The sequence below is a fragment of the Paractinoplanes tereljensis genome, from assembly GCF_016862435.1.
Classification (GTDB): domain Bacteria; phylum Actinomycetota; class Actinomycetes; order Mycobacteriales; family Micromonosporaceae; genus Actinoplanes; species Actinoplanes tereljensis.
The window spans coordinates 65545-85971 of the sequence record NZ_BOMY01000028.1 but is presented as its reverse complement, the minus strand read 5'-3'; the positions used below and the strand labels follow the sequence as shown (position 1 = coordinate 85971).

The window sequence follows — 20427 nt, the reverse complement described above, 5'->3', positions numbered from 1 at the left end:
CCGGGCCGGCCCCCTAGATCTATTCCTTGACCGGGATGGACTGCGACTTCAGCGTCGAGATGGTCTTCGACTGGGCGTCGGTCAGGGCCTGGGTGAGCGTGCCCTGGCCGGTGACCGCCTTCTTGAAGCCGTCCGAGGCGTCGGCGTACGTCTGGGTCATCGTCGGTCCCCAGGTGAAGTCGGCCTTCACCTCGGTGGAGGCCTCCGCGAAGACGTCGTAGATCTTCTGGCCGCCGTAGAAGTCAACGCCCTCCTTCAGGGCCGGCAGCGAAGCGCCTTCCTTGGTGGCCGGGTACAGGTTGGCCTCCTTGTTCAGCAGCGTAAGCGCCTCGGTGGAGGTGTTCAGCCAGAGCGCGAACTTCGCGGCCTCGTACGGGTGCTTCGAGGTCTTGAAGACGGCGGTGGACGAGCCACCCCAGTTACCGGCGACCTTGTCGCCCGCGGTCCACTGCGGCATCGGGGCAACCGCCCACTTGCCGGAGGTCTTCGGCGCGCCGCTGGCGATCGAGTTGGCGCCCCACACCGCGGAGACCCAGGTCCACGCGCTGCTGGAGTTGTAGGCGTTGTCCCACTCCGGGGTCCACGGCGGGACCGAGGAGACCAGCTTCTTGTCGATCAGGCCCTGCCAGTAGTCGGCGACCTTCTTGGTGGCGTCGTCGGTCATGCTGACGGTCCAGTTGGTGCCGTCGTTGCCGAACCAGTGGGCGCCCGCCTGCCAGGCCAGGCCGGCGAACTGGTTGATGTCGCTCTGCGAGAAGTTGGTGATGTAACCGCCCGCGGCCTTCACCTTCTCGGCCGCCGCCGCGTACTCGTCCCAGGTCGTCGGGACCGGGATGTTGTTCTTCTCGAACAGGTCCTTGCGGTAGAACAGCGCCATCGGGCCGGCGTCCTGCGGGATGCCGTACACGTGGCCCTGCTCGCCGAAGCTGACCTGGTTCCAGGTCCAGTCGATGAACTTGCTCTGCGACTGGGCGACGATGTCGCAGCTGCCGAGGTCGGTCAGGCCGTCCTGCACCCGGAAGCTGGGCAGCGCGTCGTACTCGATGTGGCCGAGGTCGGGCGCGTTGCCGGCCTTGAGCTGGTTGAAGAAGTTGGCGTAGGTGCCGCCGTTGCCGTTCGGGCCGGTCTGCACCTTGACCTGGATGTCGGGGTTCGCCTTGTTCCAGACGTCGACGACCTTCTCGATGTTCGGGATCCAGGTCGTGTAGGTCAGCGTGACCGGGCCGCTGGAGGGAGCGCAGGAGGCCGTACCGGTGGTGGTAGCGGCATCGTCGTCCCCGCCGGAGGAACAGGCGGTTATCGAAAGAGTGGACAGAAGCAGAATCGCGATGGAGCGAGCGCGAAAGCGCATTTTCCCTCCCGGGATTTCATTACTTTTTTACTTGATGGATCCGGCACCAAGGCCGCTGCGCCAGAAGCGCTGTAGTGAGAGAAATGCGATAACCATCGGAACGATTGACACAAACGCTCCGACAAGAACCAGGGCGCGCAGCTCCGGATGCTGGTTGACCTGGGTGTTCCAGGAATAGAGACCGAGAGTCACCGGGAACAACCGCTCATTGCCGAGCATGATCAGCGGGAGCATGAAGTTGTTCCACACCGCGACGAAATGGAACAGGAAGATCGTCACGAAGGCGGGCGCCATGAGACGCGTGGACAGGGTGAAGAAGGTCCGAACCTCGCCGGAGCCGTCGATCCGGGCCGCTTCCAGCAATTCGTCGGGAACGCTGGCCGCGGCGTAGATCCGGCCGAGGTACACGCCGAACGGGTTCACCAGGCTGGGCAGGAAGACCGCCCAGAAGGTGTTGGCCAGCTCGACCTTGCTGAACATCAGGAACAGCGGCAGGGCCAGCGCGGTCGCCGGCACCAGCACGCCGCCGAGCACGATGTTGAAGATCAGTTCCCGGCCGCGGAACACGTACTTGGCCAGGGCGTAGCCGCACATGCCGGCCAGCAGGGTGCCGAGCAGCGCCGCCCCGACGGTGTAGGCGATCGAGTTCGCCATCCAGCGCAGGAAGATCCCGTCGTTGTAGCGGAACAGCTGGGACAGGTTCTCGCCGAGCGAGAAGTGGTCCGGCAACAGCGGGCTTCCCTCGGTGACCTGCCCGTCCTTCTTGCCGGAGGCGACGAACAGCCACCACAGCGGGGTCAGGAAGTAGAGCGTGAAGACGGCCATCACGAGCATGGCGCCGTACTTCGGCAGCTTGAAGGCAGCCATCACTGCACTCCCTTGCGCTGGGTGAACTTGAGGAACGCGAACGAGAGGATGAACGTGGCCAGCGCCAGGACCACCGAGAACGCGGCGGCCAGGTGGAAGTTGGGCACGGCCGAGGTGGACAGCACGGTCAGGTTCGGCGTGTACGTGCTGGACACCGCGGAGCTGAAGCTGCGGAAGACCTGCGGCTCGGCGAGCAACTGGAGCGTGCCGATGATGGAGAACACCGTGGTCAGCACGATCGCCGGCAGCACCATCGGGATCTTGATGGACCACGCGGTCCGGAAGACCCCGGCGCCGTCGATCTTGGCGGCCTCGTAGATCTCGGTCGGCACCGCGAGCAGCGCCGAGTAGATGATCAGCATGTTGTAGCCGATGTAGACCCAGGTCACGACGTTCGCCATGGCCCAGAGCACGAAGCTCGGGGAGAGCAGATCGGCGCTGGCGGTCACCGCGGTGAACGGCGACAGGTTGGGCGAGTACAGGTAGCCCCACATGATCGCGGCGACCACCCCGGGCACCGCGTACGGCAGGAAGAACGCGAGCCGGAAGAAGCCCTTGCCCTTCACCAGGCCGGAGTCGAGCAGCAGCGCCAGGAACAGCGCCAGCCCGAGCATGACCGGCACCTGCACGATGCCGAACAGGAACACCCGCTCGATGGACTCCCAGAACGGCCCGTTGGTGAAGACCTCGCGGTACTGCACGAAACCGCCGAAGACATCGGTGGCCGGGCCGAACGTTCCGGTGCGCTTCACCGTGTAGAGCGACTGCCACACGGCGTAGAAGATCGGAATCAGATAGAAGAGCGCGAACAGTACGCCGAACGGCGTGACGAAGAAGAAAATCGCGCTGGCATGGCGCTTCACGGCTGGACCTCCTCACGGACGACGCGTACGCCACCGGGCGGCACCCGGAGCCGGCCACGCACGTTCTCGCCGCTGATCAGGTCGCTGCCCGCGACCGCGTACTCGATCTCGCTCGCCCCGTGGTTGATCACGAAGGCGTACGTCTGGTCGGTGGTCCTTCGTCGGACCACCTCGATGGACCCGTCGTTCTCCGGGCCCTGGTTTTGCACGCCGGCCTTTTGCGTGGCCTCGCGCAGCACCGCGCGCATCGCCGGCCGGTCCAGCGCGGTCGCCACGTACCAGGCGTTGCCGTTGCGGGTGATGGCCGGGACGCCGGGCAGCGGGCCGTCGATGTAACTGGCCCAGACCTCGGCGGTGGTCGTGCGCAGCCGCTCCGCCCACAGGCCGGCCTCTCCGCCGTTGTCGAGCGTCACCGTGGTGTCCGGGGAGAGCGGCGCGAACTCCTCGACGCTCACGCCGAGCAGGTCGCGGAACGCACCGGGGTAACCGCCGAGCCGAATCCGGTCGTCGCCGTCGGCGATTCCGCTGAAGAAGGTGACCAGCACGTGGCCGCCGTTGTCGACGAAGTCCTTGATCGCCTTGGCTTGCGCATCGGAGACCAGGTAGAGGCAGGGGATGACCACGAAGCGGTACTTGCTGAGGTCACCGTCCGGGCTGATCACGTCGGCGGTCACGCCCAGTTCGCGCAGCCCCCGGTACGCCGAGTGCACCTGCTCCAGGTAGTTCACCGCCGACGACGGACGGCCCTCCTGCTCGACCGCCCACCAGGATTCCCAGCTGAAGATGACCGCGGTGTCGGTCTCGACGGTGGAACCGGCCACCTCGGCCAGCCGGCGCAACGAGTACGACAGGTCGAGGACCTCGCGCCACTGCTCTGTCTCGGTGCCCGCGTGCGGCAGCATCGCCGAGTGGAACTTCTCGCTGCCCTGGGCCGAGGCCCGCCACTGGAAGAAGCAGATCGAGTCGGCACCCCGGGCCACGTGGGTGAGCGTGTTGCGGAGCATCTCGCCCGGCGCCTTGGTCAGGTTGACCGGTTGCCAGTTGACCGCGCCGGTGGACTGCTCCATCAGCATCCACGGCTTCCCGCCGGCCAGGCCGCGGGTCAGGTCGGCGGCGAAGCTCAGCTCGGTGGCCGGGTGCCCGAGGCGGTGGTCGAGGTAGTGGTCGTTGGCGATGACGTCCATCCGCGGCGCCCAGCGCCAGTAGTCCATGTTGCGGATGTGCGCGGTGACCATGAAGTTCGTGGTGACTGGTATAGAGCTCTGCTTTTTGATGATGGCGGCCTCGGCCTCGTAATAGCCGAGCAACTCGTCCGAGGAGAAGCGCTGGAAGTCGAGCATCTGGGCCGGGTTGCGCAGCGACAGCGCGGCCCGCGGCGGCAGCACCTCGTCCCACGCGCCGTACCGCTGGCTCCAGAACGAGGTGCCCCACGCGGCGTTGAGGGCCTCGACCGTCTGGTAGCGGTCGGTGAGCCACTCACGGAAACGCTCGGCGCTGGCGTCGCAGTAGCAGAGCGCATTGTGACAGCCGAGTTCGTTCGAGACGTGCCAGAGGGCCACGGCCGGGTGCTGGCCGTACCGCTGGGCCACCTGCTCGACCAGGGCGAAGGCCCGCTCGCGGAAGACCGGCGAGCTCGGGCACCAGGCCTGCCGGCCGCCCGGGTAACGCCGGGTGCCGTCGGCCGCCATCGGCAGGATCTCCGGGTGGCGGCTGGCCAGCCACGGCGGCGGGGACGCGGTGGCGGTGCCCAGGTTGATCCGGATGCCGTTCTGGTGCAGTAGTTCGATGATGCGGTCGAGCTGCTTGAAGTCGTACTCACCGGCGCGCGGCTCGAGGTCCGACCAGCCGAAGATATTGATGGCCACCAGGTTGATTCCGGCGGCCCGCATCAAAGCGACGTCCTCGGCCCAGACCTCGGCCGGCCACTGCTCCGGGTTGTAATCGCAGCCCAGGGTGATCACGGGCGTCTCTCCTTTACCTGTGCACGTGCACACATTTCCGGCCGGAAAATTCCGCAGGTCAGATGTGTGAACGTGCACACAGTAGGATTGCCGCTGACCAGCGTCAAGACGCAAAAAGATAAAGTCATGACGTGAGTTCGCCAGGACTGCCGAACAAGACCGGCAAAAGGGCCACCGTGCACGACATCGCCGCCGCCGCCGGGGTTTCCCGGGGCACGGTGAGCCGTGTGCTCAACGGCGGCTACGTGTCGGCGACGGCCCGGGCCGCCATCGAGCGCGCCATCCGCGAGGTCGGTTACGTGCCGAACACCGCGGCGCGCAACCTCGTGATGCAGCGTTCCCAGGCCGTGGGTTTCATCGTGCTGGAGCCGCACTCACTGTTCCTGGAGGACCCCAACATCGGCGGCATCATGCTGGGTGCCAACTCCACGCTGTCCGCCGCCGATTACCAGATGGTCAATCTGGTGGTCGACTCCGAACGCGACACGGCCCGGATCACCCGATACCTCTCTGGTGGCTTCGTCGACGGCGCGATCATCGTCTCGGCCAAGAGCCACGACCCGATCATCCAGGTGGTCGGCAGCCTCAACCTGCCGGCCGCGTTCGTCGGCCACCCGCGCGACCTGCACCCCGACATTCCCTACGTCGGAATAGACAATCTCGCCTCGGCCGAGGAGATCACCCGCCGCCTGCTGTCGACCGGCCGCCGCCGGGTCGGCATGATCGCCGCGGCCGTCGACCGCGACTCCGGCGCCGACCGCCTGACCGGCTTCCGGCAGGCCCTCGGCCCGCTGTTCGACGAGAGCCTGGTGGCCGAGGTCCCGCTGTACGACTTCGCCTGCGGCGCCAAAGGGATGCGTACGCTCCTGGAGCGCGACCCCACCATCGACGGCGTCTTCGCGGCGTCCGACGCGGTGGCGGCCGGCGCCATCGAAGCGCTTCGCGAGGCGGGCCGCAGCGTCCCCGACGACGTGGGCATCGTCGGCTTCGACGACAGCTCGTGGGCCACCCGCACCCGCCCGAACCTCTCCACCGTCCACCAGCCGGCCGACGACATCGGCGCCCACGCCGCCGACATGGTCCTGCGGCGCCTGCGCGGCGAGCAGATCCCCCAGCAGGGCCTCCTGCTCCCCTCCCCGATCGTCTGGCGAGCCTCGGCCTGACCTCAGTTCAGGCGGTAGGTCACGTGGGTGGCCTGGCCGGAGGGGCGCACGTGGATCTGCCGCAGCGTGCGCGGGGTGGCGCCGGCGAAGAGCGGCCGGCCCGCCCCCAGCAGCAGCGGCGCGACGTGCAACCGCAGCTCGTCGACCACGTCGGCCTCGATCGCCCGGCGGATCGTCTCGCCGCCGCCCATGATCACGACGTCGCGGTCCTCGGCCATGGTGATGCCCTTGGCCACCGCGCTGGCGATGCCGTCGACCACGAAGGTCATCCGGTCGGCCAGCCGCACCTCGTCGGGCGGGGTGTGGGTGACCACCAGCACCGGCGGCTCGGCGGCCAGGTCGGCGCCGTAGCCCATCTTGTCGTTCCACCCGGTCGGCGCGTCGACGATGTCGAACAGCCGCCGCCCCATGATGACCACGCCGGTCGCCGCGACGGACTCCTCGAGCACCGCCCGGTCGATCGCGTCCGGCTTGAGGGCCCAGTTGTGCAGCGAGTCCCCGCCGACCCCGAGCCCGCGTTCGGGCCCGGCACCCGTCCCGGCCACGAACCCGTCCAGCGACACCGTGATCTCGGCGATCACCTTGGTCATGACCTGCTCCTTCCCGCCGCCCGCCGGCCGCTGAGCGGACCTACTCCCCGAGCATGCCACCAGCATGTGACAGTTCCGCGCCGCACGCTGCCAATCCCCCACGTCGCGCCGGGGGCGCCGCTGGGCCGGCCGTCTAGAGTGTTGGTCTGACAACCGTGCGGTGGAAGGTCTTGGCCGATGCGTGAGGATTCGCCGCGGTGGGAGCAGATCAACGCGAGTGCCTACCTCCACGAGCAGGACGGTCTGCGCGAGCTGGCGTCATACCTGCCGGACTCCGATCCGTACCACGTGTGGGCGAACGTCGAGTTCGTCGCCGGTGACGGGTCGATCAACGAGATCGACGCCCTGGTTCTCACCCCGAGCGGCCTGTACGTGTTGGAGCTCAAGCACTGGCAGGGAGAGTTGCGTGGGGACGGCAGCCAGTGGGTGCGCCGTGCGCCCAACTCCCGGCTGATCCCCGAGGACAACCCGTACGTTCTGGCCAACCGAAAGGCGAAGCGGCTGGCCAGCCTGATCAGCCATTACGCCCGGCGGCAGGGCCGGGCCGCAGCCAGCCCGTACGTAGCAGCGGCGGTGTTCCTGCACGCGAAGAATCTGACCGCCGATCTGGACGCGATCGGCCGGCAGCACGTCTACGGATTGCACGGCCGTGCCGAGTCCGGACTGCCGAGCTTGCGAGAGATGCTTCTGGCGCAGCCGCTCAACCCGAAACACCGGATTGATCTGGACCGCGGCCGCGAGATCGTCGAGCTGGTCAAGGGCGCCAAGATCCGGCCGTCAGTGGCGAATCGCAAGGTCGGGCAGCTCATCATCCATGCCCGGCCGATGGCCGAGGGGCCGGATTGGCAGGACTTCCTCGCCGCTCACATGCTGGACACCGGGCTGCTGCGACGGGTCAGGTTCTATCTGACCAGCCGGGCCGCCGAGGAGGACGTGCCGGCGATCCGCAGCGCCGCCGAGCGCGAGTTCCGGCTCCTGCAGGGCATCCACCACCCTGGCATCGCTGGGGCACACGACCTGGTGGAGCACGCCTGGGGCCCGGCTGTGGTCTTCGACCACGAGAAGGACTGGGTTCGCCTCGACCATTGGCTGGTGCAGCGCGGCGATCGGCTGACCATGGCCCAGCGGTTGCACCTGATCGGCGATCTCGCGGAAATCATCGATTACGCGCACTCCCGGCGCCTGGCACACCGGGCGTTGCACCCCGCTGCTGTGTACGTGTGTGACCCCGATGCCTCCCGGCCCCGTCTGGTGGTGACGAACTGGCAAACCGGCGGTCGCCTGCCGGCGGGGACCAGGATGACCCGCACCAGCTCCGTCAGCGACCCGTCCGGTCTGGAGCTGTTCTTCGACGACGAGGTAAGGCGGTATCAGGCCCCGGAGGTGGCGACCGCCACCCGCCCGCACGGCCACCAACTGGACGTCTTCTCCCTGGGCACGATCGCGCACCGGATCTTTGCGGGTAGCCCGCCGGCCAGTTCGGCGGAGGAACTCGCCACCGCGGTGCGCGACAGTGGGGTAAATCTGGCGGCTGCGGTCGACGGCATGCCCAGTGCGCTCGTGGACGCCCTGTACGACGCGACCCGTGGCGACCCGGCTCAACGTCTGGGCAGCGTGGCGGCCTTCCGCAGCCGATTGGATCGGGTCTGGGAGGAACTGACCGCTCCAGAGCCCGAACCGGTCGTGGACCCGTTGACCGCGCACCGGGGCGACCGGCTCGACATGGGTCTGACCGTGGTCAGCCGGCTGGGCGCCGGGGCGACGGCGGTGGCGCTGCTGGTGAAGGAGGATGCCGCGGAGGGTGAGCCGGCACGCGAGCTGGTACTCAAGGTGGCCCGCGACGAACGGCACCACGATCGCCTGATCGCCGAGGCCGAAACCCTCCGGCAGCTTCGCCACCCACAGGTGGTCGCCCTGGTCAAAGAACCGATCGAGGTCGGCGGCCGAACCTCGCTGCTGATGGAGTCGGCCGGCCCCAAGACCCTGGCCCAGGATCTGCGCGACGGCCGCCTCGCCCTCGACCTGCTGGGACGCTACGGCCGCGATCTGCTGGAAATCGTCGCCTACCTGGACGGCGAGGGCGTGTGGCACCGGGACCTGAAACCGGCCAACCTGGCCGCCCGACCGAGGCCGAAGGACAAACAGCGGCACCTCTGCGTCTTCGACTTCTCGCTTTCCTCCACTCCGGCCGATCAGTACCAGGCCGGCACCACCGGCTATATCGATCCTTTCCTCGGCGATCCTCGCCGGCCCCGCTACGACGCCGCCGCCGAGCGATTCACCGCCGCGGTGACGTTGTTCGAGATGGCCACCGGCACCCTGCCGGAGTGGGGCGGCGCCAACCCGGCCTCGGTCAGCGGTGAGGTGACGCTCGACCCGGCGATGTTCGACCAGGCGGTCGCCGACCGGATGGTCGACTTCTTCGGTCGCGCACTGGCCCGGGAGGCCGGCGACCGCTTCCACACCGTCGACGAGATGCTCGACACCTGGCGGGCGATCTTCCGCGCGGTTCCGCCCGCGGGGGCCACCCCGGCCGAACCGGGTGCCGCGGCACCGATCACCCGCATGTCGCCGCTGGCTGTCACGGACCTGACCGCTCGGGCGCGTTCGGCGCTGGAGAGGCTCGGCTTCGTCACGGTGGGCGATCTGCTGGACGCCCCGCAGTCCGAGCTGACCCGGGCCCGCAACATCCCGGACGCCACCCGGAAGGAGATCCTGGCGCAGGCCCGCGCCCTGCGGGCCGCCGTGGCCACTCCGGCGGCGGCACCGGCCGCCCAGGACGACTCCGGGTCGCAGGCCATCGAGACCCTGTGCGCCGCGCTGCTCCCGGCTGAGACATCCCGCAACCGCAAGACCCGGACCACCCTGGCCGTCCTGCTCGGCCAGTCCTCCGGCGGCGGCGACACGCTGCTGCACTGGCCCACCCAGTCGGAGGTGGCCCGCTTCACCGGCCAGACCCAGCCGCAGGTGTCGGTTCTGCTGCGTAAACAGATCACGCCGTGGACGGAGGACGCCGGGTTGTCCGCCGTCCGCGATGAGATCGTCGGCCTGCTGGACGCCCGTGGCTCGGTGATGTCAGCCGTCGAGATCGGCGAGGCGCTGGTCGCGACCCGCGGCTCATACACCCCCGAGCCGAAACGCACCACGCAGGCCATCGGCCTCGTCCGCGCCGCGGTAGAGGTGGAGCTGTCCCTCGGCGGCGACGCGCGGGTGGCCATCCAGCGGTTCCGGCAGTCCGACACGGTCCTGGTAGGTCGGGAGCCGGACGATCCGGCCGCCGAGACCACCGCGGCCGACCTGCTGGGCTACGTTGTCGCACTCGGTGACCGATCGGCCGTACTGGCTGCCGCCGACCCGCTGCCGTCACGCCAGCGGGCCGTCGAGGATCTGCGAACCCTGCCGGGGCCGGCCGGCATGCCGGCCGTCACCGACCTGCGGTTGCTGCAGCTGGCGGCGGCCGGCAGCAACGGGCGCGTCGACGTCAACGCGCAGGGCCAGCTCTACCCCGACCGGATGGCGGCAGACCGGGCACTGCGGCTGACTGCCGGCAGCCTGATCGGCCAGCGACTCAATGCCGAGGAGGTCCGCGACCGGGTCCGGGCCCGATTCCCGCGCGCCGAGCCACTGCCACTACGGCCCGGCCTCACCGATCTGCTGCGCCGCTGCGCGGTGCCGCTGACCTGGAACGCCAACGAGCGTCTCTACGGCCCCCCGGAACAGCCGTCGCAGCTGACCGGGATGACCGGGTCCCGCACCGGCATCACCGGCGGCACGCTGATCGGCACCGCCCAGCCGGACGAGGTCGCGGCCCGGTTGTCCACAGTGATCGACCGGCACGCTTTCCTGGCGGTGCTGACGTCGCTGCGGCGACTCACGGCCGTGCGGCGGGCACTGCTGGACCGCCTGGACCTCGTCGAGGTGGACGTCACCGCGCTCCTGCTGGACCGGTTGCGCGGCCTCGGCTACCCCTGGGAAACGATCGTCAAGGCCGACAACGGGTCGGCCACCGACCCCGACTTCCGCAGTCTCGTGGAGCTGGTGCAGCACGACGTGGTGCCGGCCATCCGCGAGGCCCTGTCGGCCGAGTCACCGCTCCTGATCACCGAGGCCGCCCCACTGGCTCGTTACGGGCAGATGCAGCTGCTGCAGGAGCTGGCCGACCCGACCCGGCCACGTCCGGCGGCCCGTCTGCTGCTCGTCCCGGCCTGGCGACCGGAACCAGCCCTTTTGGACGGTGTGCCGGTGCCGCTCACCTCTCCGGCAAGCCAGTTGCTGTGGGTTCCGGACGGGTGGCTGAAGGCAACCGTCTGATAGAACTGTCCACTATGGCAATCCGCAGCCTAGTCCTGGGTAACTACCGCAGTTTCCGGGATCGGCACGAGATCGAGCTGGCCCCGGTTACCGTCATCCTGGGCAAGAACAACTCCGGCAAGAGCGCGCTGACCCGGCTCCCGCTGCTGCTGGCCACCGGCTTCGGCACCCGGTCGCCAGCGCCACTCGACCTCGACCGTCTTGGTGCGGATGCGGTGGACGACTTCCGGGAGCTGTTGTTCGAGAACAACACCCTGCGTCCGTTGGAGCTGGGGCTGTCCGTCGACGCTCCGCAATCGTTCCGGCTCAACGCCGAGTTGACCTACGACGACGCGACCCGCCAGGCGGTCGTGACCCGGCTGCACCTGAACCGGGACCGGGACAGGGGCTGGCTCGATCTCGTGTCATCCGGGCTGGCCGCCGCGGAGGCCGCAACGCCCGACATCGACGGCATCGCCGAACGGCCGTCCTTCGGCCCCTTCCACCCAGATCACCCCGGCGAGTACGAGATCCGGACGGAACACGAGGCGAAGCCGCGCACGGGGGAAGTCGGCTTCTCCGGGCTCATCCCGCATCTCACCGTACCGGACCTCAACCCCGGACCCATCCGATACCTCGGGCCGTACCGCGAGGTGGTCGGCCGCCAACACCGAAAACCGCACGGCGATCCCGTCGGGATCGGCAATCGCGGGCAGGGGCTGCCGGCGCTGCTGGCGCACGACCGGGACCGCGGCGACGGTGAGCTGCTCCGGTTGATGAATCGACGGCTGGCGGCGATCGTGCCGGGCTGGCAGATCGACGAGGTGCCGGCCGGGCCGTTGCGCTCGACGGTGCTGACCCGGGCCGGCAGCAAGGTGCAGGTCAACCTCGCCGACGCAGGCAGTGGTCTCGCGCAGGTGCTACCGATCCTCGCTCAGTGCGCGTTGGACGAGATGAACGGTGAGACATGGTGGACCCCCCTGCAGATCGTCGAGGAGCCGGAGTTGCATCTGCACCCGGCCGCCCACGCCGAGCTGGCCGACCTCTACCTCGCCACGGCACGGGACACCGGCACCCGGTTCCTGATCGAGACCCACAGCGAGACCCTGCTGCTGCGGCTGCGCCGCCGGATCGCCGAGGTCGACAACGACTACGGTCCCAACACGGTCGCCATCTACGTGGTCGAGCAGGTCGACGGTGTGTCGACCGTCCGCCGGGTGGGGCTCGACGATCTGGGCAACCTGGACGAGAGCTGGCCGGAGGGCTATTTCTCGCAGGACTACCACGAGGTGCGGGCGCTGGCTGCCGCCCAGGCCGACCGGAGCGACCGTGCTTCTTGACATCGACGTCGCTATTTTCGAGGTCGACGACAACGGTCTCGCCCTGGACATTCTCCGGATGGTCGCGGAACACCGGCACGACTGGCGCCCGAAGCCGCCAGAGGCCATCAAGGCGGAGCGATTCGTCGGCCGGGTAACGACGGTGATCGGTGTTCCGGCGCTCGCCGAGTGGGCGCGGGAGGCGGTCAAGGAGTCCGCGTACCCGACGAAGGGTGCGGCCGCACCGATCAGCGTCAGCGTGTCGAACCTGACCGAGATGGCCAACGACCTCGCCCACCCGGCGGTCCTGGTGGTCGAGAACAAGCGGGCGGACGGCGGATTCCTCCAGCGGCTGGCAGCCGTGCTCGACGGCAGCCGGATCGGCGACGCGATCACACGAGGCTGGTTGCGGATCCAGCACGGCGGTGGAAACTCCCAGATGGCCTGGCTGGTGTTCGAGGAGTGCAAGCTGTTCCGGCGGCACGCCCGAGTGGCTGCGCTGCTGGACAGTGACGGCGGAGCCGGCTCGGAGAGCAACAAGCAGGCGGACGAGATCCGGGCCGACGGGCGAGCGCGGGTGCACGTGTGGAACTGGCGCAGCGTGGAGAACTACGTACCGTTCCCGGTGTGGGAGTTTCACCTGTCCACCGATCAGCACCGCCTCCGGGAGCTGTCGGCTGTCCGCGCGATGGCGCCCGAACAGCGGGGAAAGCTGAAGATCCGCGACCGGCTGGGAAAAATTCACCCGCTCATCCCGCACCAGGTGTCGGTCACCGAGGACGACTTCGACGAGCTTGGACCGGGAGCCGTCGATGAACTGCGCCGCGTGCTCAACATGATCCGCGAGATTTTGTAGGAGACTGGCGGCATGCTCAGCGACGACGCCGACAGCCGGCTTGCCCCGTCCGTTGAACTGCTGAGCGACATCCTCGAGGACATCGCTCGCGGGCTGATCCGGGTGCCCAAGTTCCAGCGACCGTTCGTCTGGCGGCCCGAGCAGATGCTCGACCTGTTCGACAGCATCGAGCGCGGCTACCCGATCGGCAGCATCCTGCTGTGGGAGACCACCGAGAACGTCCTTTCGCTGAGCAGCGTCGGCGAGGTCGAGGTGCCACCGCCGCCGCTCGACCGGCCCGCGTCCTACGTGCTCGACGGTCATCAACGCCTGTCCACCCTCTTCGGGGTGCTGCGCCGGCTCGGGCGGACGCCCCGCTTCGACGACCAGCGGGAGTGGAAATGGCGGATCTACCGCGACCTGGACCTGAAGGAGCATCCGAGCCGGGACCGTTACCGGCACTTCCGGGCCGAGGGATCGTCGCCGGCTCGGGTGCCGGAAACGCTGATGCCGGTGCGGGCCGTCGCCGGCACCATCGACTTTCTTCGGTTCTCCCGCAATCTCGAACTCCAGATCGGCGACGGGAAGCGGCTCGAACGCCTGATCAATGAGGCCGACCAGGTCGCCAGCCGGCTCCGCAGTTACAAACTTGCGGTGATCAAACTCCGCGGCGGAAGCCTCAATGAGGCCGTGGAGGTCTACACGAGGCTCAACCGGCGCGGCGTGCGGATGGAGGCCGACCAGGTCGTCTCGGCGCTGACCCACCGTTCCGACCAGCCCACCATGGCCGAGCACATCGAAACCATCGTCGAGGCGGTGGCCAACACCGAATTCGGCGAGCTGCCACGCACCGCGGTCTTCCGGTCCATCCTGGCCGTCGCGGGCGAGGTCGACGTGATGAGCCCGCGGTGGGAACTGGTGGCCGACCGGATGCAGAAGAGCATGGCCACCGCCGTACCGAAGGCTACCGAAGCCATCCATGCCGCGGTCGAGTTTCTGCAATGGGCCGGGCTGCCGCTTGCTTCGCTGCTGCCGTACGCCCATCAGCTGGTGATCTTGACCGGTTTCTTCCACCGTTGCAACGAGCGCGGGGCACCCCCGACCGGCAATGAGCGCTACGAGTTGCGCCGGTGGTTCTGGGTCACCTCGTGGGCCGGTTCCTACGCCGGAGCCACCTCGACGACCCTCCGCCGGGCATTGCAGGAGATGCGCGATTTCGCCGACGGACGAATCACCAGGCTGGCACTCGACGTCGCGGCCGTACAGCCGGTGCCCGACCAGTTCAACCTCAACAGCGCGCGAACCCTCGCCTATGTGGCCTGGGAGGCAGGCGAATTCCGCCATCGCCTCGATTCGCTCGGTCAAAAATTCGATGTCCTGCAGCGGCTGGCGGCCGGCGCCGCCCAGGCATACCGGCCCGTCTACCCGCGCGACCCCAGGCCAGCCAACCGCCTGGTCCTGCCCACGCCGCCCGGGCTCCGGCTGGAAACGGCACTACGGTCCCTGCGGGACGACCTGTGGGGCCGGGCCTCGGAGATCCTGGAGAGCCACGGCATTCCGGAGATCGCCTGGCAACGCATGCTGGACGGAGACGAGGAACTGTTCCTGGACTACCGGGCCCGCTTCCTCGGCGAGAAGCTGCGTGCGTTTGCCGGTGACATCGGGGTGGAACTCACCCGCGATCTCATCGGAGTGGCCGACGACGACACGGAGCACGAATAGCTCACCGTCTCGGCCGTAAGATCTGCCTGTGATTGACGAAGCCACCCGCAAGGCCCTGCAGGGGCAGGTCCGGTTCCTCGTGGAGGATCTCCGAGATCAGCTCGCGCAGTCGCCCGGCCTGCGCTCGGAACTGCGCGCGGAGCATGACGGCGCCAGGCAGGCCGAGCGTACGGCCAGCGGTTTCGAGGCCTGGTTGGACGACCAGCTCGACCAGGCCGCGGTGGCCTGGGTACTGGGTTGCGTCTTCGTCCGGTTCTGCGAGGACAATCGCCTGGTCGACGGTCTGTGGATCGGCGGTGACGAGCCCGCAGCCCGCTCCGACGACGCGGTGCAGGGGCGGCAGGCCTACATCATCGCCAATCCGCGCGAGAACGACCGGGAATGGCTGCGCGAAGCGTTCCGCTATCTGGCCCGCCTGCGGGCCACCGGCAAAATCTTCGACAACCACAACCCGATCTGGCGATACGACATCTCCGGCCCCGCCGCCGAAAGCCTCAGCGACTTCTTCCGCAAGGGTGCCGGCCGTGGCTCGCTACGCAGCGACGAACTGGACACCCGCTTCCTGGGCGACCTCTACCAGGACCTGAGTGCGCACGCCAAGAAGACGTACGCGCTGCTGCAGACCCCGGAGTTCGTCGAAAAGTTCATCCTCGACCGGACGTTCAAGCCCGCCGTGAAAGAGTTCGGCCTCTCCGAGACGTCAGTGATCGACCCGACCTGCGGCTCCGGCCACTTCCTGCTCGGCGCCTTCGACCGCTTGGTCCGTCAATGGCAGGCCCGGGAACCGGCCGGTGACATCCGCCTGCACACCGAAAAGGCCCTGAGCCAGGTAACTGGTGTCGACATCAACCCGTTCGCGGTAGCCATCGCCCGGTTCCGCCTTCTGGTGGCAGCCATGAAGGTGTGCGGGCTGACTAAACTCGAACGCACACCCGCCTGGCCGATCCGGGTCGCGACCGGCGACTCGCTGCTGCCCTGGGGGTCCGGCAAGTCGGTCGAGCAGACCGACCTGCTGCGCTGGCAGACCGACAAGCCTTTCGCGTACGCGAGCGAGGACGACGACCTGCTCACCGAATACCTACGGCCGGGCCAATACACGGTCGTGGTCGGCAACCCGCCCTACATCACGGTGGCGGACTCGGCTCTGAACAAGAAATACCGGGAGCTGTACCCAACGGTGTGCTACCGGCAGTACGCCCTGACGGTCCCGTTTGCGAAGCGCTTCTTCGACCTGGCAAAACGCTCCGACGAACACGGCGACGGCGCCGGCCACGTCGGCCAGATCACCGGAAACGCGTTCATGAAACGCGAATTCGGCAAGAAACTGATCGAGGACTACTTCGCCCACGAGGTAGAACTGACGGAAGTAATCGACACATCGGGTGCCTACATTCCCGGTCACGGCACACCAACGGTTATTCTTATTGGTCGTTCAAATTTTCGTCGACGCTCTGCAACCGTCATCGCCGTCCTAGGCATTCAGGGTGAGCCCACGACGCCCGAAATTCCAGCTGACGGCGTTGTATGGAATGCCATCGTACGCCAACTCAACGAAGGCGAATCAGAGTCGCCATGGGTAAGCACCATCGCCCTCGGTCGAGACAACCTTCAACGGCATCCGTGGAGTTTGTCGGGTGGCGGAGCTGTCGATCTTCTTAAGAAGATTAAGATGACCTCGCGCAAGTTGGCTGATTTCGCAAAACCAGGATTTGCGGTCATTACGGGCGATGACGACGCCTACTTACTAAACAATCGGGCAGCGAGCCGGAAGGCCATTGAGCCGGCCAGGGAAGCAGTACTTGGCGAAGGGGTCCGCGACCACCTTATCGAGACTGGCCTGGTATGTGTGTTCCCATATGACGACCACTTAGAGCCACTACAGCCAAGTAAAATCCCTCAAATCATAGACTACCTGTGGCCCTCCCGAACGGTTCTTGAAAATCGACGGAGATTTGGCATATCAATCAAGGATATTCCGAATCTTTCTTGGTATGAAATACGTGAACTCTACCGCGAAAAGATTCGCACTCCAACAACAATAGCGTTTGCTTTCGTCGCTACACATAATCATTTTGTGCTAGACAGACGAGGACGGCTCTTCAATCGTTCAGCACCTGTGATCAAACTGCCGGAGGCCGCGACGGAAGAGGACCATCTCCGGCTGCTTGGGGTGCTCAACAGTTCCACCGCCTGCTTCTGGCTCAAGCAGGTCAGCCAAAGCAAGGCTGGTAGCGGAATCGGGAGGGGAATCCAGCCAGAACCCTGGATGGACCGGTGGGAGTTCACCGGCACCAAACTTGAGGAGTTCCCCCTTCCTGCGAGCCTTCCAGTTGATCGGGCTCGCCTGCTGGACGGGCTTGCGCAGCGGCTGACGCAATTGACACCCGCTTCGGTTGCCGGTTCGGCGGCGCCGACACGGGAGCGACTGGTGGCGGCTCGGGGCGAGTACGAGCTGATTCGGGCTCGCATGATCGCCGTACAGGAGGAATTGGATTTTGAGGTTTATCGCCTTTATGGGTTGATCGACGATGACCTTACTCATCCTGATCCGCCTGGGATCAGGCTTGGCGATCGGGCGTTCGAGATCGCCATGGCGCGCAACGACGTAAAGACTGAGTGGTTCAACCGGCATGGGTCGACGCCTCAGGCCGAGGTGAATTCGGACTGGCCGGCTGAATACCGTGAGTTGGTCGAGCGGCGGATCAAAGTCATCGCGGAGAATCGTCACCTCGCGCTGATCGAGCGGCCTGAGTGCAAGCGGCGCTGGGCCACCGAGGGCTGGGACAAGATGCAGGCCGAAGCCCTGCGGGACTGGCTGCTCGACCGGATGGAGGCTCCCGAGCTGTGGGCCGGCCAGCCGTTGCCGCTGTCCGTGGCGCAGCTCGCCGACCGGCTCGGCGGTGATGCCGACTTCCGGCATGTGCTCGAACTGTGGATGGGGCACGACGACTACGACCTCACCAAAGCTCTGTGGCAGCTGCTCGGTGACGAGCACGTGCCGTACCTCCCGGCCCAGCGTTACAAACCGTCCGGGCTGCGCAAACGGGGCTTTTGGGAGCGCACCTGGGCGTTGCAGCGCCGCGAGGACGACGGCGAGTCGGTCGAGATCGACGTGCCGCCGAAGTACACCTCCGCGGACTTCCTGCGGGCCTCGTTCTGGCGGGCACGCGGCAAGCTCGACGTGCCGAAGGAGCGGTTCATCTCGTACCCGAAGGCGAGCCGGGCCACCGACGGCAGCGAGTTGCTCGGCTGGGCTGGGTGGGATCACCTGCAGCAGGCGCAGGCGCTGGCCACCGTCTACCTGGACCGCAAGACGCAGGAATCGTGGCCGGCTGACCTGCTGCTGCCGTTCCTGGCCGGTCTGGTCGAGCTGGAGCCGTGGCTACACCAGTGGTACGCCGAGGAGCGACCCGAGTTTCCGGGCTCGCCCGCGCAATTCTTCACCGACTTCATCAACGCCGAGCTGAGCGCGCTCAGCTCGGACCGGTCAGCGCTGGCCCTGTTGCGCGGAGTGCCCGAGCAGTAATGCCAGCCCCTTTTGCTCACAGACCGAGCCTTGAAAGATCGCTGCCAGTCGCTACGAGTGTGGACTGACGAAGGAGCCTCGCCCGGGCACCGTGTAGACGAGGCCACGGTCTCGTAGCTCGGCTATCGCGTGCCGGGCGGTCGCGCGGGCAACTCCCCACCGCTGCTGAATGTCCTTCTCACTGGCGATGGGCGAGTCAACCGGCGCCTTGGCAATCTCGGTAGCGAGTTCGTCCGCGATCATCACGTAGACCGGGCGTGGCGTCCGGTGACGGTACTGCTCTAGCGGATCATCGCTCATAGATCGGACAGTAGGCGACCGGTTACGTACACCTCCCGGCATCAACGCACACGTACGTATGTAGACAGGGGTAGACGGGTCGAGTAGGTTGTACTCATCGGACCGGACAAGGTCCGGATCCGCGGGAAGGCCCCCGCAGGCAGCTCGGCCCCGGCGTCCCACAGGCGTCGGGGCCAGTGGCCGGCGCAGCGACGAGAAGGACCCACCTGACGGAAATGGCACGGACCGGTTGGGTGCACCCTGCTGACGGGTCCATGGTTTCTCGCAACGGTCGGGCATGATGGCAGATGCGGCTCCTCCCGCCCGCGGTGGCCGACGCGAAGATCGCCGGCAGGGGCGGGAGGCGAGGAACCGTGAATGATCAGTTGGAGGTGAGATCGGTGAGCCAGCCACAGCACGCGCCGGACGGCGACCTCGATCTCGTGATCAAGGCGGTGGGTCCCTCGACCGAGGGCGGCCGCCTACCCCTTGCCGAACTTGCTCGCCTGGCCTCCGGGTTGCAGGCATCGCTGGAACGGATCGCGCTGAGCCTCAGCGGAGGCACCGCCAGGCCCGGGCGGCGACCTCGCGAGATCGTGGACGCGGTCCGTCTCGACATCGTTGGTTTCCAAACCGGGTCGGCGATTCTCCACGTCGAGCGCACCGGTCAGCTTGGCTTGGACGATCTTCTGGGCAGGACACTCGACGCACTGGAAGAGGGCATTCTCTCGCTTCTTCGCGATCCGTCGACTCTCCCGGCGCATTTCACCTCACCCGTGATCAACGGTATTCGTGATCTGACCGGCGGCATCAGTCCCGATGGGATCACCCGCATTGAGTTCGCCCGTGGTGGCACAACGCGATTCACGGTCGACGCGGCGCTGCAGTCCGCGATCCGCTCGATCGGCGCGACGCCGGTTCAACAGATGGCAACCGTGGTGGGCCGGCTACATATGGGCGACTTTTCCCCTGCCGCCCTGCGCTGCCGTGTCGACACCTACGCGGGCAGCGTGCTGTGCGATTTCGGGCCAGATCTGCGCGACGCGGTCCTGGACGCGATGGACGAGATGGTGATGGCCGAAGGTATAGGTGAGATCGACCCCAACGGCGCGTCGATTCATCTGCTCCACCTGACCGGGTTGGGGAGGCTGGCCAGCGCGCGGCCGGAGTCCTTGGATACCCTGGCGCGTCAACAAGAGGTTCAGCCCTTGAGATCCGTCGATGAACTCGGCGGAGAACAGATCGGCGACCTTGAGGACTTCATGACCGCCATTCGTTCGGCACGTGGGTGACTGATATCGATGAAGTATGTGGTTGTGGACACGGATGCCTTCTCACATCTGTGGACGAATACGGTTGCGGCCAGCTCTTTCGCTCAGCATCTCATCGGCGCGGTCCCGGTGATCAGCTTCACCACAGTCGCCGAGGTTCATTTTGGTGCGGCCAAAGCTGGCTGGGGCCAACGACGCATTGATCAACTCGATCAGGCGGTTCGGCGCTACGTCGTCGCCCCTACGACGATGATCTTGCCCGGCTGTGGGGTCGACTAAAGAGTCAGGCACAGAGCGCAGGTCATCCACTGGGACATAACAGCCAGACAAATGATTTGTGGATCTGCGCAACCTCGATCTACCACAACGCTCCCCTACTGACCCACAACC

14 protein-coding genes are annotated in these 20427 nt (G+C 67.0%); 8 read left to right on the top strand and 6 right to left on the bottom strand.

The window, feature by feature from the left end; translation table 11 throughout:
* Positions 1-19 precede the first annotated feature (19 nt).
* The 4 genes from Ate02nite_RS20700 to Ate02nite_RS20685 are packed head-to-tail and all read right to left on the bottom strand — an operon-like array spanning position 20 to position 5042.
* Entirely contained in the window at positions 20-1351 is a 1332-nt protein-coding gene (locus tag Ate02nite_RS20700) for an ABC transporter substrate-binding protein (protein WP_203807963.1), read from the bottom strand.
* Positions 1352-1378: 27 nt separating this feature from the next.
* Positions 1379-2218, bottom strand: a complete 840-nt coding sequence (locus Ate02nite_RS20695; RefSeq protein WP_239147553.1) for a carbohydrate ABC transporter permease — start codon at positions 2216-2218, stop codon at positions 1379-1381.
* Positions 2218-3081 (bottom strand): carbohydrate ABC transporter permease, encoded by an 864-nt coding sequence (locus Ate02nite_RS20690; RefSeq protein WP_203807961.1) that lies wholly within the window; start codon positions 3079-3081, stop codon positions 2218-2220. The genes Ate02nite_RS20695 and Ate02nite_RS20690 overlap by 1 nt, the downstream gene beginning before the upstream one ends.
* Positions 3078-5042 (bottom strand): beta-galactosidase, encoded by a 1965-nt coding sequence (locus Ate02nite_RS20685; RefSeq protein WP_203807959.1) that lies wholly within the window; start codon positions 5040-5042, stop codon positions 3078-3080. Before Ate02nite_RS20685 ends, Ate02nite_RS20690 begins: the two co-directional genes overlap by 4 nt.
* 131 nt (positions 5043-5173) lie before the next feature.
* Here Ate02nite_RS20685 and Ate02nite_RS20680 point away from each other — a divergent pair, with 131 nt between their 5' ends.
* Entirely contained in the window at positions 5174-6205 is a 1032-nt protein-coding gene (locus Ate02nite_RS20680) for a LacI family DNA-binding transcriptional regulator (protein ID WP_239147552.1), read from the top strand.
* A gap of 2 nt (positions 6206-6207) precedes the next feature.
* On the opposite strand, the gene Ate02nite_RS20675 is transcribed toward Ate02nite_RS20680, so the two are convergent.
* Entirely contained in the window at positions 6208-6795 is a 588-nt protein-coding gene (locus Ate02nite_RS20675) for a dihydrofolate reductase family protein (protein ID WP_203807957.1), read from the bottom strand.
* A 177-nt stretch (positions 6796-6972) separates the two neighbouring features.
* Here Ate02nite_RS20675 and pglW point away from each other — a divergent pair, with 177 nt between their 5' ends.
* Genes pglW through pglX form a run of 5 tightly spaced genes read left to right on the top strand, consistent with a single transcriptional unit; the run spans position 6973 to position 18487 of the window.
* Positions 6973-11106: a BREX system serine/threonine kinase PglW gene (pglW, locus tag Ate02nite_RS20670; protein ID WP_203807955.1), complete on the top strand. Its 4134-nt coding sequence runs from the start codon at positions 6973-6975 to the stop codon at positions 11104-11106.
* Positions 11107-11120: 14 nt separating this feature from the next.
* The gene (locus tag Ate02nite_RS20665) at positions 11121-12425 is read left to right on the top strand and encodes an AAA family ATPase (protein WP_203807953.1); all 1305 of its coding nucleotides are present in this window, start codon (positions 11121-11123) and stop codon (positions 12423-12425) included.
* Entirely contained in the window at positions 12415-13260 is an 846-nt protein-coding gene (locus tag Ate02nite_RS20660; protein WP_203807951.1) for a hypothetical protein, read from the top strand. The genes Ate02nite_RS20665 and Ate02nite_RS20660 overlap by 11 nt, the downstream gene beginning before the upstream one ends.
* A 12-nt stretch (positions 13261-13272) precedes the next feature.
* Positions 13273-14961: a DUF262 domain-containing protein gene (locus Ate02nite_RS20655; protein WP_203807949.1), complete on the top strand. Its 1689-nt coding sequence runs from the start codon at positions 13273-13275 to the stop codon at positions 14959-14961.
* A 28-nt stretch (positions 14962-14989) separates the two neighbouring features.
* The gene (gene pglX, locus Ate02nite_RS20650; RefSeq protein ID WP_239147551.1) at positions 14990-18487 is read left to right on the top strand and encodes a BREX-2 system adenine-specific DNA-methyltransferase PglX; all 3498 of its coding nucleotides are present in this window, start codon (positions 14990-14992) and stop codon (positions 18485-18487) included.
* Positions 18488-18538: 51 nt separating this feature from the next.
* Here pglX and Ate02nite_RS20645 read toward each other — a convergent pair whose 3' ends face one another.
* Positions 18539-18787, bottom strand: a complete 249-nt coding sequence (locus Ate02nite_RS20645) for a GntR family transcriptional regulator (protein WP_203807947.1) — start codon at positions 18785-18787, stop codon at positions 18539-18541.
* A gap of 380 nt (positions 18788-19167) precedes the next feature.
* Between Ate02nite_RS20645 and Ate02nite_RS20640 the strand changes: the two genes are divergently transcribed.
* Complete coding sequence (locus Ate02nite_RS20640) at positions 19168-20058, top strand: hypothetical protein (protein WP_203807945.1); 891 nt, start codon at positions 19168-19170, stop codon at positions 20056-20058.
* 9 nt (positions 20059-20067) lie between these two features.
* Entirely contained in the window at positions 20068-20316 is a 249-nt protein-coding gene (locus tag Ate02nite_RS20635; RefSeq protein WP_203807943.1) for a PIN domain-containing protein, read from the top strand.
* The last annotated feature ends 111 nt before the right edge of the window (positions 20317-20427 follow it).